Origin of the sequence: Peribacillus sp. AS_2, assembly GCF_026891895.1 — a bacterium.
Classification (GTDB): Bacteria; Bacillota; Bacilli; order Bacillales; family DSM-1321; genus Peribacillus; species Peribacillus frigoritolerans.
Genome location: NZ_JAPTGA010000013.1, coordinates 131,041 through 146,822 on the forward strand (window position 1 = coordinate 131,041; position 15,782 = coordinate 146,822).

General features: G+C 38.5%; 12 protein-coding genes and 1 pseudogene. 6 read left to right on the forward strand and 7 right to left on the reverse strand.

The window, feature by feature from the left end; translation table 11 throughout:
- The first annotated feature begins 731 nt into the window (after positions 1-731).
- Together OTG27_RS20885 and OTG27_RS20890 are read left to right on the forward strand one after the other, a co-directional pair.
- Entirely contained in the window at positions 732-878 is a 147-nt protein-coding gene (locus tag OTG27_RS20885; protein ID WP_141554917.1) for a BH0509 family protein, read from the forward strand.
- A gap of 763 nt (positions 879-1,641) precedes the next feature.
- A pseudogene (locus OTG27_RS20890) lies at positions 1,642-1,794 on the forward strand (tyrosine-type recombinase/integrase); the annotation flags it as partial.
- A gap of 984 nt (positions 1,795-2,778) precedes the next feature.
- On the opposite strand, the gene OTG27_RS20895 reads toward OTG27_RS20890, so the two are convergent.
- Positions 2,779-4,080, reverse strand: coding sequence for a CitMHS family transporter (locus OTG27_RS20895; protein ID WP_268937983.1), 1,302 nt, complete (start codon positions 4,078-4,080; stop codon positions 2,779-2,781).
- Positions 4,081-4,220: 140 nt separating this feature from the next.
- The gene (gene acnA, locus OTG27_RS20900) at positions 4,221-6,974 is read right to left on the reverse strand and encodes an aconitate hydratase AcnA (RefSeq protein ID WP_268937984.1); all 2,754 of its coding nucleotides are present in this window, start codon (positions 6,972-6,974) and stop codon (positions 4,221-4,223) included.
- Positions 6,975-7,192: 218 nt separating this feature from the next.
- Here acnA and OTG27_RS20905 point away from each other — a divergent pair, with 218 nt between their 5' ends.
- Entirely contained in the window at positions 7,193-8,062 is an 870-nt protein-coding gene (locus OTG27_RS20905) for a LysR family transcriptional regulator (protein ID WP_268937985.1), read from the forward strand.
- Positions 8,063-8,135: 73 nt separating this feature from the next.
- Here OTG27_RS20905 and OTG27_RS20910 read toward each other — a convergent pair whose 3' ends face one another.
- The 3 genes from OTG27_RS20910 to groES form a co-directional block, all read right to left on the reverse strand.
- Complete coding sequence (locus OTG27_RS20910) at positions 8,136-8,699, reverse strand: RraA family protein (RefSeq protein WP_374941278.1); 564 nt, start codon at positions 8,697-8,699, stop codon at positions 8,136-8,138.
- Positions 8,700-9,232: 533 nt separating this feature from the next.
- Positions 9,233-10,870, reverse strand: a complete 1,638-nt coding sequence (gene groL / locus OTG27_RS20915) for a chaperonin GroEL (protein ID WP_053533467.1) — start codon at positions 10,868-10,870, stop codon at positions 9,233-9,235.
- Between the two features lie 58 nt (positions 10,871-10,928).
- Complete coding sequence (gene groES / locus OTG27_RS20920; protein ID WP_034306337.1) at positions 10,929-11,213, reverse strand: co-chaperone GroES; 285 nt, start codon at positions 11,211-11,213, stop codon at positions 10,929-10,931.
- Positions 11,214-11,546: 333 nt separating this feature from the next.
- Here groES and OTG27_RS20925 point away from each other — a divergent pair, with 333 nt between their 5' ends.
- The gene (locus OTG27_RS20925; protein WP_034306339.1) at positions 11,547-12,272 is read left to right on the forward strand and encodes a CPBP family intramembrane glutamic endopeptidase; all 726 of its coding nucleotides are present in this window, start codon (positions 11,547-11,549) and stop codon (positions 12,270-12,272) included.
- A complete protein-coding gene (locus OTG27_RS20930) occupies positions 12,269-12,481 on the forward strand; it encodes a YdiK family protein (protein ID WP_034306342.1) in 213 nt (70 codons plus the stop codon). The genes OTG27_RS20925 and OTG27_RS20930 overlap by 4 nt, the downstream gene beginning before the upstream one ends.
- Positions 12,482-12,509: 28 nt before the next feature.
- Here the strand turns inward: OTG27_RS20930 and OTG27_RS20935 are convergent, their stop codons facing one another.
- Positions 12,510-13,169 carry a redox-sensing transcriptional repressor Rex gene (locus OTG27_RS20935; protein ID WP_034306345.1) on the reverse strand — a complete coding sequence of 220 codons (660 nt, stop codon included), beginning with the start codon at positions 13,167-13,169 and terminating at the stop codon, positions 12,510-12,512.
- A gap of 33 nt (positions 13,170-13,202) precedes the next feature.
- The gene (gene moaC / locus OTG27_RS20940) at positions 13,203-13,709 is read right to left on the reverse strand and encodes a cyclic pyranopterin monophosphate synthase MoaC (protein ID WP_034306347.1); all 507 of its coding nucleotides are present in this window, start codon (positions 13,707-13,709) and stop codon (positions 13,203-13,205) included.
- A 133-nt stretch (positions 13,710-13,842) separates the two neighbouring features.
- On the opposite strand from moaC, the gene OTG27_RS20945 reads away from it, so the two are divergent.
- Positions 13,843-15,762: an ABC transporter ATP-binding protein gene (locus OTG27_RS20945; RefSeq protein WP_057276549.1), complete on the forward strand. Its 1,920-nt coding sequence runs from the start codon at positions 13,843-13,845 to the stop codon at positions 15,760-15,762.
- The last annotated feature ends 20 nt before the right edge of the window (positions 15,763-15,782 follow it).

The following is a 15,782-nucleotide window of genomic DNA, read 5'->3' on the forward strand; positions in this document are numbered from 1 at the left end:
GAAGTAAGGGGCTGTCCCAAAAGGTCACGTTAAATAGACCTTTTGGGACAGCCCCTTCATCATGAATGGAGTGTAATAAAAATATGGGATCAATAGAACTTTGTGAAGGCGACTTTATTGAATTTCTTGTAGATGGAGAATGGAGTCCTATTCAAATTTTTGATTTTCTCAACCAAACAAGGATTATATCCAGACTATCTATGTTTTGCTACTTTTGCATATACCGGTATGCGCTTAGGCGAAATGTTAGCATTAAAATGGACAGACCAGGACCTTACTAGGAAAACTATAAGAATCCCCAAAACATACTATAATCCAAATAACAAAAGTACAGGTTATCAGCTCCTAACCCCAAAAACAAAAAAGTAAATCCGCACAATCATGATTGACGATGGACTTGTCGCTTTATTCAAGCACACAAGCGTGAGCAGTTGGTATTAACATGAAACAACGGTTAAATGAAAAGCAACATAATCCCCACCTTTTTGTGTCCAACTTTTGAATCAAATCCCTAATCCTTAACAAAACTCAGGCTTTGGCAATTCGACCTTGCCTCATTAACTACTTCAAAGTAAATAGATAAATACCATTTCTATATTATTCCCTTAAAAATCATCTATATTATATTTGTTTAATCTCACGTTGAGATATATAATAAAAATAAGAAAAAAAGAAAGCGTTTTCAATATTTAAATACTTCGTTACTTCTCATACTATAAGGAGGATTTAAGATGAGCCGAGTAGAAAGAAATTCCAAAGTGCAGAAATTAATTGAGCAACAAAAATTCAATGAGAAAGACATTTCCAAGATGACAGATTCACAGATTGAATATTATCACTGGCTCTATTTTGATGACTCTGTTTATGATTATATGTAACTCAAATATAAAATGATAAAAGCGGGAAAAACATTGATAATTCAGGGTTTCCCGCTTTTACTTTTATCACTTTCAGAAATAATTTCTTGCAAACCCGTTCTTTGGTAATAAGTGGGTTTTTGTCCTCGCTGACTTTCAGCTTCCTTCCTTTTCCCTCCATTCACTTCCTAGCGGCTGGGCACCCGTACATAAAAGAAGGGAATGAGCTCTACAAAACAGTCGAGGGAACAAAGCTCCCACTCAATCCAAAACATTTTCTAAAGAACGTTTTATAATCCACGTATCACATTACACTGCATTCAATACTAATCCTTCGTTCATCCTTTTTTCACTTCAATGTTGCCTATTCAACATATCAACATTTATTAGGTTAATAGGTATTACCCGTTCAACAGTTACTCATATAAAAAAGCCCTCCTTGTCTGTTACTCAAAGGGGGCTTATATTTCTATATTTGGCACACCATCACATCTCAAAATTCACTGTTTCCTAAACAAAAAATACAGTTTTTATATCAAATTATTAGTCACTTACTGTTAACATTTTGGTCACGCACTATAGAAAACAACCGTAAATCACATTTCATTCCAACACTTCCAAACACCTTCCAAACCTTGATATAGAGAAGTATCCGGACCCTTTAGTAAACTATAGGATAGGATAGGACATTACACTTTACCACGCTGGCAGAGTAGAGATCAGTAATTGATAATTCTTGTTTTCCAGATGTTTTTGTTGCTGAACCTAAATGCTATCTGGAACCAGGCATACGCATACATCCTTACTGATCGAAACAGGGGTGGGGTTGAAAGAAATTCAACAACGATTAGGACATACAGATATTCAAACAACGATGAATATCTATGCTCATATGACTGACAACATGGAAGAAAAGGCCTCCCACAGTAAACTGTGAGAGGCCTTTTCTTCCATGTTAGGTGAGCATTCATGATTGAATCCTCGTTAAACCCCTCCATTAAGGGATTTAGCGAAAGATTACATCATGCCGCCCATTCATCTTTAAATAAAATAGAAAGTAATAGGATACAAAAAAGGACTATATATCAATATTTCTCAAGGGTCCGACTAAATTAATTTAAATGCGATATTATTAAGAAGAGGACAAACCCGAGGACAAAGAAAACGATCAAGTTATTGCTTATCAACTTCCCGAAAAAGCTTCAAAATTGGCAATTGATTCTGTTACTTTGGCCCAACCAGGTTAGATAGCTTTCCTAGTTATGTTGGGTTTAGAAAATTTCCAGATAGTTATTACCCTGAAATTGTATAACAAGATGGCACTCCTTTTAAAAGGGGTGTTTTTTACTTATGCACATAAATAATACTCAAATAAAATCAGGTATTCTATATTACTTCTAAAAATACGGGCTCATACCATAGTACGTACTCAAGAACCTTTAATTTAGTTAAGAAGTTGATTTTTATCTTTAATTTATTCGATAGAAAAATCTAGTTATATGTATGGTAGCAAATAAAAAAGCACCTGTTTAAGGTGCTAAGCTTGTGACGTTTTATATAGTGGATTTTCTATACCAATTAGAGATTGCAAAGTACTTGTGAACTAGCATAGGTTACTACTCGCGGGGTTCTAGCTGCCTTCCTTAATTTACTTAGCTGGCTCCCATTCACCTATAAAAAACACTATCATTGTTTGGCCTGCTTGGTCTTGACTTCGCTACGAGACATATGTATCCCTTGGGATTTTCTCTTTGTCTCTACCATGGCCCTGTCCTCCTTGGCTTGCTTGTAGTCTTGTTGTGCTGTCCGAGCGTGATAGGCTGCTACTCGCAATGATTTACTGCTTTCAGTACTATCGTAGGTTGGCCCTCACTCACCCTTTTATTACATACGAGTAAAGAATCGCTCCCTGGAATAAACTTTATAAAGAAATAGCTCCTGTGATTAAAGCAATAAGAATCATGACTACACATGTTCCTACTGCCCACTTTAAAATAAACTTTTGATGTTTACCAAAATCCACCTTTGCCATCCCTACCAATAAATGAGTCGAAGCAATTAAAGGACTCATCGCATGAATCGGTTGCCCCAGCACAGAAGCTCGTGCAATTTCAACTGGATCCACTCCGTATGCCGCGGCGGTTTTAGCTATAATAGGTAATACTCCAAAATAATAAGGATCATTTGCCATTACGTATGTTAGAGGAAGACTTGTAATTGCTGTAATGAGCGCAAAAGATGAACCCAGTTGCTCAGGTATTATTGAAATTAGACTGTTAGCCATTTCATCAACCATGTGTGTTCCCGACAGAATTCCTGTAAAAACACCCGAGGCAAAAATTAAGGCAACAACAATTACTACACTGTCAGCGTGCGAAGAAAGCACTTTCTTTTGTACTTCTAAATTAGGGTAATTAACTAATAAAGCCAGTGAGAATGCCATGATAAACAATACCGGTAGAGGTAGGACGCCTAGGACAAGAGCAACAATGAGTGAAAGCGTTAACAATAGATTGAACCATATAAATTTTGGCCGTTTTAAATCTACTTCTACCGCCGAGGCTTGCTCTTGATTTGCTAGAAAATGCTGTGACAAATCAAGTTCAAGAATCCCTAATCTTTTACGTTCTTTTTTGCCCAAAACATATGCTGTGAACAATACCCATAGAAAACCACCTAACATTACTGGTACAAGAGGAAGAAAAACTTCATTCGCATCAAGTTTCAGTGCACTAATTGCTCTTGCAGTAGGTCCTCCCCATGGAAGGATGTTCATCACCCCAAAGGCCATCATTGATACACATGTTAAGATAAGTGGATTAATACCTAAACGGATATAAAGAGGCAACATCGCTGACACCGTTATTATATAGGTTGTTGTACCATCTCCATCTAAAGCAACTAGACTTGAAAGAACAGCTGTGCCGATCACCACTTTCAAAGGATCGCCTTTGACAATAGTAAGAATTTTAGATATAAGTGGCTCAAACAATCCAGCTTCAATCATTATCCCGAAATACAGTACTGCAAACATTAGCATAATTCCTGTAGGAGCTACACCCATTAATCCTTCTAATACCATGGGGCCTAAATCTTTTCCAAATCCTCCGACTATAGCAAAGAGTAGCGGAATAACAATCAGTGCTGTCAAAGCAGACATCCTTCTTGTGACTATAAAAAAGATAAAACATATCATCATTAAAAAGCCTAATAAAGCAATCACCAAATCCCCCCTGATCAATCGAAATCGCTTACAATCCAATTTACCTACGATTAATAAAAGTACGTTTCTTAGAAAAATCGGAAATCCAAGACTAATGACTAATGACTGCCTGAATCTCCATTAAAAAATGAATCCCATGATTATTTATGGAAGACTTCTAGTTCTAAACTGCCTTCTTCTTTTTTAACCAATTGGCGTATAACAGTTTGCATAATCCCTCCATTATGGTAGTAAAGAATATCTATCGAACTATCCAGACGAACAATAACTTCAAATTCAAAGGATCTGCCTTCTTCACGAATCACTTTTATTTTTATCAATTGACCAGGTTTAATTTCATTGCTCATACCAACAGTCTCAAACGTTTCATTTCCAATAATATTAAGAGATGAGGCATTTTGGCCTTCTAAAAATTGAAGAGGAAGAACACCCATTCCAACTAAGTTATTTCGATGAATACGCTCAAAACTTTCTGCAATAACTGCTTTTACCCCAAGAAGATATGGTCCTTTTGCAGCCCAGTCACGAGAACTTCCAGTACCGTATTCTTTACCAGCAATTATAAATAATGGCGTACCATATTCCTGATACTTTAAGGAAGCTTCATAGATGGATGTAATTTCATTCGTTTTAAAGCATCTAGTAACGCCTCCCTCGGATTCAGGGACTAATTGATTCCGAATTCTTATATTAGCTAATGCGGCTCGAAGCATAACCTCATGATTCCCACGACGCGATGGATAAGAGTTGAAATCTTTAATTTTCACTCCTTTCTGTTGTAAATAGATTCCTGAAGAACTATCCGGCTTAATTGCTCCAGAAGGAGATAAATGATCAGTAGTTACTGAATCACCAAGCTTTGCAATTAGCCGGGCACCTTTAATATCCTTAATATCAGCAGGCTGTACGGGAAGATCTTTAAAGAACGGTGGCTCTTGAATGTATGTTGAAGATTGATCCCACTCATATAACTTCCCTTTAGGAATATTAATCGAATTCCAATTTACATTTCCATCGTTTACGCTTTTATATCTTTCTCTGAATAATTCAGGTCGAACAGCATTATTTAACAATTCTCCAATTTCCAGTGAAGATGGCCAAATGTCTCGCAAATAAACAGGCTGGTTTGCTTGATCATATCCAATGGGCTGACTTGAAAAATCAATATCAACCGTCCCTGCAAGTGCATATGCAATAACTAATGGAGGTGATGCCAAATAATTTGCTTTAATCTGAGGGTGAACGCGGCCTTCAAAGTTTCTATTGCCTGATAGTACACCAGCTACAACTAAATCGTTATCCACAATTGCTTTGCTGACTTCAGGAATAAGCGGTCCTGAATTACCTATACAAGTTGCACAACCGTACCCTGCTATATGGAAGCCGAGTGTTTCAAGATGTCTTAAAAGCCCTGATTCTGCTAAGTAGTCTGTTACAACACGTGATCCTGGTGTCAACGAGGTTTTCACATAAGCAGGTATTTGTAGCCCCTTTTCCACAGCTTTTTTGGCCACAAGACCTGCCATGATCAATACAGACGGATTTGATGTATTTGTACAACTTGTTATGGCTGCCAGAACCACTGATCCATTTTTAATTACAGATTCTCTATTAACAACATGCTCAATTTGGACCTCTTTTGTTAAATCAAGTTCATTCAATCCATAGCCACCTTTTTCAATCGGAGAACGGGCGACTTCATTAAAATTTAGTTTCATTTCAGTCAAATCAACTTTATCCTGAGGGCGTTTAGGTCCTGCAAGGCATGGTTTTATCGTAGATAAATTGAGTTCAACTAAATCAGAATAAACGGGTTCAGAGCTATCTTTTTCCATAAACATACCTTGGGCTTTATAATAAGCCTCAACTAACGTTATTTGCTCTTCACTGCGGCCAATAATCCTCAAGTAATTCAAAGTTTCCTGATCTACAGGAAAGAAGCCCATTGTCGCACCATACTCTGGTGCCATGTTGGCAACAGTTGCACGGTCAGCTATACTCATTTCCCCTACTCCAGGTCCAAAAAATTCTACGAACTTACCTACAACCCCTTTTCTTCTAAGGAGACTTGTAACTGTTAGTGCAACATCCGTTGCAGTTGCACCTTCTGGGAGTGATCCTGTTAATTTGAATCCAACTACTTCTGGGATTACAAAATAGACTGGCTGACCTAACATTGCTGCTTCTGCTTCAATTCCTCCAACTCCCCAAGCCACGACACCTAGTCCATTCACCATCGTTGTATGTGAATCTGTTCCTACAAGTGAATCAGGATACACTACTGTGGTATCACTTTCTTCCTTTGTGGCTGCAACTGATGATAGATACTCCATATTAATTTGATGCATGATCCCTGTTGCTGGAGGAACTACAGAAAAATTATTAAAGGAGCCCTGAGCCCAGCGGAGAAAACGAAAACGTTCCATGTTTCTTTCAAAATTAAGCTTTTCATTTAGCTGCATCGCATCCTGTCTGCCGAAATAGTCAACAGTTACGGAGTGGTCAACTACAAGATCTACCGGTATTAATGGATTAATATCCGTTACGTTTCCACCGATGTGATTCATTGTTTCACGCATCGCGGCTAAGTCAACCATTGCTGGTAATCCAGTTGTATCATGAAGAAGAACACGTGCGGGTTTAAAAGGAACCTCCTGATTTAGTTCTCGTTTGACTGACCAATTCGCTAATGTACTCACATGCCCTTCAGTTACACTTACACCGTCATAATTTCTGATGGCAGCCTCTAATAATACTTTTATTGAGTAAGGTAATTGAGAAATATTCCCTAATCCATTTTCCTCTAATGTTTCAATTCGATAATAACTATATATCTTTTCATTAATGACAATCTCTGACCGAACATTAAACCGTTCTTCAATTCCATTAAACAAGTTTCGTTCAACCCCTTTGGTAATTACTAATTAACTTCATTTTATTTTAAATTTCCTTACGCGAATAATATCAATATTTCATAGGCTGCCATGAAACTTTTATATATTAAATCATCGGTCATTTTTCAAATTTTACTGTTTATGTTATTGTTCAAGTGTAATTGAATGAATAGTTAAACAATTTTAAAATAAAGATAAAATTAAGGGAGTTAAAGCAAATGGATGATCGTGACTGGCTTATATTACATACATTATTTTATGAAAAAAGTATTACAAAGGCCGGACAAAGCCTATTTATTGCACAACCAACGCTAACAAAACGCCTTAAGCAAATCGAAACGGAATTTGGGGTTAAAATTGTTGATAGGGGAATAAAAGGAGTGCGGTTCACTCCAGAAGGAGAATATTTAGCTAAGCGTGCTGAAGAAATGCTCAATTCTTTCCGCGAAATTAAAGAAGATCTAGAAAATTTTAACCATAGTGTATCTGGAACGTTAAGATTGGGTGTTTCCAATTTTATTAGTAAATATAAGTTACCACTCTTATTAAAGTTGTTTAAAGAACGATATCCGGATGTTGAGTTTCAAGTAGACACAGGCTATAGCAAAGATATTTTCAATTTAGTTTATAATCAAGTTTCTCATGTCGGATTTATCCGCGGAGATTATAGTTGGCCGGATGAAAAGCATTTACTATTTGAAGAAGAGCTTTGTATAGTGTCTAGAAATGAAATAAACCTATCTGATCTTCCCAATCTCCCTAGAATCGACTACCGAACAGATCAACTCTATAAGCAAATCATTGAAAATTGGTGGGCAGAACATTATTCCCAGCCTCCATACATCGCGATGTCAGTTGACCAAGGTGATACTTGTAAGGAAATGGTTTTGAACGGGTTGGGCTATGCTATTATGCCTTCTCTTTTTTTGGATGGCATTAAAGATATTCATAAAATTGACTTAAAAGATAAGAAAGGGAATAGCTTAACCCAAAAAACATGGATGTTTTATTATAAAGAATCAGTAGATATGAATGTTGTCCGGGCATTTGTGGATTTTGTAAAAACCTTAAATGTTTATTCACTTTAAATTTCATAAAAAAAACATTTGAAAGGATAGAGTGTTACCTTCTATTCCTTCAAATGTTCATTTTTTCAAAAAACTATTTATTTAAAATAAATTCATCTAGATATTTTCTTATTTCTTCTCGATTACCTGAAACTTTCTCTGCTCGCTCATTATCTTTTTCTAGCTTTTCTAATGATTGATCTAAAACTTTTTCTTCTAACTGTTTAGGAATTACGACTACTCCATCAATATCACCAACAACAATATCTCCCGGATGTATCGTTGTCCCACCGCAGGAAATGGGGACATTAATTTCACCCATGCCCGCTTTTCCACTTGCAGCAATAGTTGTTCCCTTGCAAAACACTGGATAATTCAATGCCTTAATACCTTCAAGGTCTCGAACTACTCCATCTACAATTATCCCATTAATCCCCAATGTTTGAGCCATACCAACAATAAAATCACCTGCTATCGCTCGATACGTATCTCCTTTTGCATCAATAACCAACACATCACCTTGTTTAGCCTCACGAATTGCTTTTAAGACAACAAGATTATCACCTACAGGCATTTTTACTGTAAAAGCTCTCCCTGCAACTCGATAATCATCTTTAACTGGCTTAATGGTAGGAGATAAGTTATTAAGTCCTTTCATAGTATCTGATATACATGTTGTAGGAATTTCAGAAAACCTTTCAATAATACGCAATACAAACACACCTCTCTATCAAATTAATTGGAAGATTTTTATATAATGACTTAATTTCATTATAATAAAAGGAGGAATAAATAAATAATTCAAATTTTTCATATCTATCTATTTAAAATTCGAATGGACATATTTAACCCTGCCTATTTCAATTTAGTTACCTTTATAAAATCTCACCATTATTTACAAGTTTATTGACAAAAGATTGATTGAATTATCTTAATAGTGAAGGTTCATGAAATTGTTTCTAAAAGAAACAGCTTGCCTTTTAGACATACCTACACTTCACTATTGATTGAAGATGTAGTAGGAATTAAAAAAATCAACAACTATTAGGACATACAGAATTCAAATACAAAGAAAAAAGCCCCCCACAGTAAACTGTGAGAGGCCTTCAACTTTAAAGATATTCACATGTTAGGTGAGCATTCATGACTGAATCCTCGTTAAACCCCTCCATTAAGGGATTTAGCGAATGATTACATCATGCCGCCCATTCCGCCCATTCCGCCCATGTCAGGCATGCCCATTCCGCCAGCACCAGCAGGTTCTGGTTTGTCAGCAACGACAGCTTCTGTAGTTAAGAACATTGCTGCTACAGAACCAGCATTTTGTAGAGCTGAACGAGTTACTTTAGTAGGATCGACGATACCTGATTCGATCATGTTCACCCATTGTCCAGTAGCTGCGTTGAAGCCAGTGCCTACTGCTTCGCCTTTAAGGCGCTCTACGATTACAGAGCCTTCAAGTCCAGCATTGTGAGCGATTTGACGAACAGGCTCTTCGATGGCACGAAGAACGATTTTCACGCCTGTTGCTACGTCGCCTTCCGCTTGGATTTCAGCGATTTTATTGTATACGTTAAGAAGTGCTGTACCACCACCAGCTACGATACCTTCTTCAACAGCGGCACGAGTGGAGTTCAATGCATCTTCAATACGAAGTTTACGTTCTTTCAATTCTGTTTCAGTAGCTGCACCGACTTTGATTACCGCTACACCACCAGCTAATTTAGCAAGGCGTTCTTGTAATTTTTCACGGTCGAATTCAGAAGTTGTTTCTTCTAATTGAACACGGATTTGGTTTACACGAGCTTGGATTTGAGCTGTATCTCCAGATCCTTCAACGATCGTTGTATTTTCTTTTGTAACAACCACTTTAGACGCACGGCCTAATGAATCGATTGTTGCAGATTTAAGATCAAGTCCGATTTCTTCAGTGATTACTTCGCCGCCTGTAAGAGCTGCGATGTCTTCAAGCATTGCTTTACGACGGTCACCGAATCCAGGAGCTTTAACCGCAACAGCGTTGAATGTTCCACGAAGTTTGTTCACAACAAGAGTTGCAAGCGCTTCGCCTTCTACATCTTCAGCAATCAATAATAGCGGTTTTCCTTGTTGTACAACTTGCTCAAGTACAGGAAGGATTTCTTGGATATTCGTGATTTTTTTATCAGTGATCAAGATATATGGATTCTCAAGGACAGCTTCCATTTTATCTGAATCAGTAACCATGTATGGAGATGCATATCCGCGATCGAATTGCATACCTTCTACTACGTCCAACTCAGTTGTGAAACCTTTAGACTCTTCGATTGTGATGACGCCGTCGTTACCAACGCGCTCCATTGCTTCCGCAATCAGTTGGCCCACTTCTTCATCAGCTGAAGATATGGCAGCAACTTGTGCGATTGATTCTTTGTTTTCAACAGGTTTGGAAATGGCTTTCAATTCTGCAATTGCTGAATTGACCGCTTTCTCGATTCCTTTACGGATACCCATTGGGTTCGCACCAGCTGTTACGTTTTTAAGACCTTCACGGATCATCGCTTGCGCAAGAACCGTTGCAGTAGTTGTACCGTCACCAGCTACGTCGTTTGTTTTGCTTGCTACTTCAGCAACCAATTTCGCACCCATGTTTTCGAATGCATCTTCCAATTCGATTTCTTTAGCGATCGTCACACCGTCATTTGTGATAAGCGGCGAACCGAATTTTTTCTCAAGAACCACGTTACGACCTTTTGGTCCAAGCGTTACTTTAACTGCATCTGCAAGTGCGTCCACACCGCGAAGCATGGAGCGGCGAGCTTCTTCACTAAATTTAATTTCTTTAGCCATTTATAAGTACCTCCCTAAAATTTAAGAAAATTTTCGTTCAGTTAAGTATGATGTATAATTAGCCGATAACAGCTAGAATGTCGCTTTCACGTAAAATTAAGTATTCAGTGTCTTCGTATTTAACTTCAGTACCTGCATATTTTGAGAAGATAATTAGATCGCCTTGGGCAACCTCTAAAGCAACACGTTCGCCATTTTCAAGGACACGGCCAGTACCAACTGCTACTACCTTACCTTCTTGTGGCTTTTCTTTAGCAGTATCAGGAAGAACAATACCGCTTGCAGTTTTTTCTTCAGTTTGAACTAGTTCAATAATAACGCGATCACCTAATGGTTTTAACAAGTGAAACAACCTCCTCATATTCTCTTGATAATTTGTTTCATGATTATTAGCACTCATCATCATCGAGTGCTAACACATTTATAATATTAAATAAACCGAGCCTTTTTTGCAAGTATCTTATTGAAAATTTTTTATTAATTTCTGATAAATTACGGGTATACTACTTTAGCATAATGATTTCCTAAACTTAGTCATTGAAATGTCATGTTAGGGGTACCTTTAAGTGGTGTTCTGCCCCAATTTTTGATACCATTTTGTAGTATGCGTTTATAGATTGTCCCCATGTCAGTAACGTTCCAAGCGGATGGGTGACTATAAAAGGAGTTTTCATTTTTGAAAAAAGAATATTGGTTCGTCATCATCACTTATATTGCCATGCAATTATCCAGTATTGTCGGGGTACCCATTTTCATGCTGATCGGGTCTTATACCGGAATGCCGGCTGATGAACTCGAAGTGAAATCTGCAGCATACTGGATAGTTTTCAGTTTTCTCGCTGCTTTATTCCTGATTCTTTTTTTAATGAGAAAAGATATGAGGGAAAAGCTGGACACGAGAAACCAAACTTCCGTATCCATGTCCATATTATGGGCAATTGCAGGAGTGTTCATGGCTCTTTTTGCGCAAAGCATTGCCGGAAGCATTGAACAAATGCTTGGGGTGGAGTCTGAATCTGAAAATACGCAGCAACTCATTTCACTCATTTACAAAGTCCCCATGGTCATTTTCGTCACTTCAGTAATTGGACCTATATTGGAAGAATTAATTTTCCGTAAAATTATTTTCGGATCACTTCATAAACGCTTTAACTTCTTTATTTCTGCTTTAATCAGCTCAGTTATTTTCGGCTTGGCGCATGGTGAATTTGAACATCTTCTTTTATATACGGCAATGGGCTTCACTTTTGCTTTCCTTTATGCGAAAACAGGCCGCATTCTCGTTTCCATGAGCGCTCATATTGCGATGAACACGCTTGTTATCATCCTTCAAGTGGTATATCGGGAGGATATTGAGAAGATGCTAGATACTGCACAGGCCTTCATCGGAGGTTTATTATGAAACGTCAATCACCATTATTCATGGGCATCATTTATGCAGGCTTAGGGGCTCTTTTTACCGCTATCGCAATTCAAACCGTCAATTCTTCTGGATGGGGACTCTTTGCCTACATACTTGTCCTTATTGCGACCCTTGATTTTGGATCGGGATTACGCATGATCATGCTGCACTTTAAGATTAAAGCCGCACAAAAAAATAAGAAAAAATAAAAAAACGCTGCATAAATGCAGCGTTTTTTCATTCCTCCAAAGCCGCTTCTTCCACTACCGGATAATGCTTCAGGAAGTAGATGAGCGACTGAAGTTCCACGGCCAGGTCAATGTGGTGGACCCTTATGGATGGCGGCACGGTCAGCCGTGCAGGTGTGAAATTCAATATTCCTTTTATGTCAGCTTTGACTAGACGATCGGTTATCGTCTGGGCTACCTGTGCAGGCACTGTCAATATCGCTGCAGTAATATTATTTTCCTGCAATAGTGTATCGATTTGATCCATATGGTAGATGGGCACATCAGCTATTCGCTTGCCGACCTTTTCTTCAGATACTTCGAAAGCCATTTCAATTTTTGTATTATTATTTTTCATGAAATTGTAATTTAAAAAAGCGGTTCCTAAATTTCCCACTCCGATTAAAGCGACTTTGGTCAATTCATCTTGATCAAGTGTTTTTCTAAAGAAGGATAATAAATAATTGACATTGTAGCCGTAGCCTTTTTTCCCAAGCGCGCCAAAGTAGGAAAAATCACGGCGAATGGTAGCAGAATCCACTTTTACGGCTTCACTTAGCTCAGCCGAGGAAACTCTTTGTTTGCCTGAGGAATGTAAGTTCTTTAAAAATCGATAATACAATGGCAACCTTTTGGCTGTTGCCTGCGGTATCTTTGGGTCATGGTTCATTGTTCTTCCCCGCCTTCACACATGCTTTTCAACTTAATCTCTATCTGTTCGTTTTACTTGCCTTTTATAATCGCTACTAGACACTCCGCCTGTTTTCTCCACTAAGAATGTAGGCCCGATCACCATTCCCTTATCAATGGCCTTACACATGTCATAAACAGTCAAGGCAGTCACGGATGCAGCTGTTAACGCTTCCATTTCCACACCTGTACTCCCTTTTGTCTTAGCTTCCGTTTCAATCCTAAGCCTATATCCTTGTTCTTCTTTTTCCCAATCAAAGGCTATATTGACCCCTTGCAGAGCAATGGGATGGCACATCGGAATTATATTGGATGTATTTTTGCTGGCCATGATTCCTGCAACTTGTGCAACAGCCAGTACATCACCTTTTTTCATTTTATGGTTCGTGACCAATTCATATATTTCATCATTCAATAAAATGCTCGACTGAGCCACTGCCGTCCGGGTTGTTTCAGGCTTAGCACTCACATCGACCATTTTGGCCCTGCCCTGTTCATTAAAATGCGTTAAGTCTCCCATTTAAGTAACCCCTCCTAAATCATACACTATTATTCCACTTTATGTAATAGCTTTTCTTTCAGCTTGGAACCAAGCTGTTGCCGATAATAACTAAAATACGTTAAACTAACAGTAATCAATTGAGGTGAAATCTATGATTTTATTACAAATCAATCAACTATCGAAATATTATGGAGCTGAACTTATTTTATCAAATATGAAGCTCGAAGTTCAAAATAAAGATCGAATTGCCCTTGTCGGCCGAAATGGCGCCGGCAAATCCACTCTGCTAAAAATCATTGCCGGGCAGCTTTCCCATGATGGCGGTGAAATAATCAAACCAAAAGGCGTCACCATCGGCTATATGGCCCAGGATACTGGATTGGAATCCGCATTGACCATTTGGGATGAAATGCTTACTGTATTCACTGACCTTATAGAGCAGGAAAAGGAACTGCGTCGCCTTGAGGCTGATATGGCCAGACCTGATATCTTTGAAAACGAAACGGTTTACCAAAAAGTGCTGAATGAATACGACACTTTGATGGTGGCATTCAAAGAGAAGGGAGGTTATCAATATGAAGCGGATATCCGTTCCGTATTGCATGGTCTTCAGTTTGCCGACTTTGACTATTCTACCCCAATTTCCACTTTAAGCGGCGGGCAAAAAACAAGGCTTGCCTTAGGTAAGCTGCTTTTAAGGAAACCGGATATATTGATTCTGGATGAGCCGACGAACCATTTGGATATCGAAACCCTCTCTTGGCTTGAACAATATTTACAAGGCTACCAGGGAGCTGTCCTCATTGTTTCCCATGACCGCTATTTTTTAGATAAAGTAGTAAACCTGGTATATGAGATTTCCCGGAATAACATGAAAAAATACCATGGTAATTATAGTTCTTACCTAGAGGGAAAAGCGGAGGATTATGAGCGGGACATGAAACTGTTCGAGAAACAGCAAGGGGAAATCGAAAAGCTTCGCGATTTTGTCCAACGTAATATCACAAGGGCTTCCACAACGAAAAGAGCACAAAGCAGACGTAAACAGCTCGAAAAGATGGATGTACTGGACAAGCCGCAAGGTGATGAAAAATCCGCGAATTTTTCTTTCCAGATTGAAAGGCAAAGCGGAAATGAAGTACTCCACCTCCAGGACCTGGCTATCGGATACGAAGGGGAAACGGTATCAAAGAATATTAATTCCCGGATGACAAAAGGAGAGAGCATAGCTCTTGTCGGCCCAAATGGAGTTGGAAAATCAACTTTATTGAAAACGATCATTTCCAAGCTGCCTGCCCTTTCTGGTGATTTCCGTTTTGGAACGAACGTAGAAGTCAGCTACTACGATCAAGAACAGGCTAACCTTGTTTCCAATAAACGCGTACTCAATGAATTATGGGACGACTATCCCCTTAAACCGGAAAAGGACATTCGCACCGTACTCGGTAATTTCCTATTTAGCGGGGATGATGTTTTGAAAACCGTTTCCACACTAAGCGGGGGCGAAAAGGCCCGGCTTGCTCTAGCCAAAATGATGATGCAAAAAGGCAATTTTTTAATTCTTGATGAACCAACGAACCATTTGGACCTCGATAGTAAATTGGTGCTTGAAAATGCATTAATTGATTATCCGGGAACTATTCTATTCGTCTCACATGACCGTTATTTCATAAATCGGATAGCAACGAAAGTGATAGAGCTCTCCAAAGACGGCAACGAAGAATTCCTCGGTGATTATGATTACTATCTAGAGAAGAAACAGGAGCAAGCGGAAATCCAAGCACTTGAACAGCAGGATCAGGCTAAATCTTTAGATGCGGCTGTAGAAAAAACAAATTACAAAATTGATAAAGAAGCAAAAAAAGCTGAACGCCAGCGAAAACGGCGCATTGAGGAAATCGAGGCAGCCATGGAGCTTCTTGAAACCGAAATAAACGAATATAATGACCTCCTATGTGATCCAAATGTTTTTCAGGACCACGAAAAGGTAATGGAAGTTCAAACAAAACTTGATCATGCACAAGAAAGTTTGGATCAGCTTCTCGAAGAATGGGCTGAACTGGAAGAATGAAAAAGACCGAGTCAATTGAA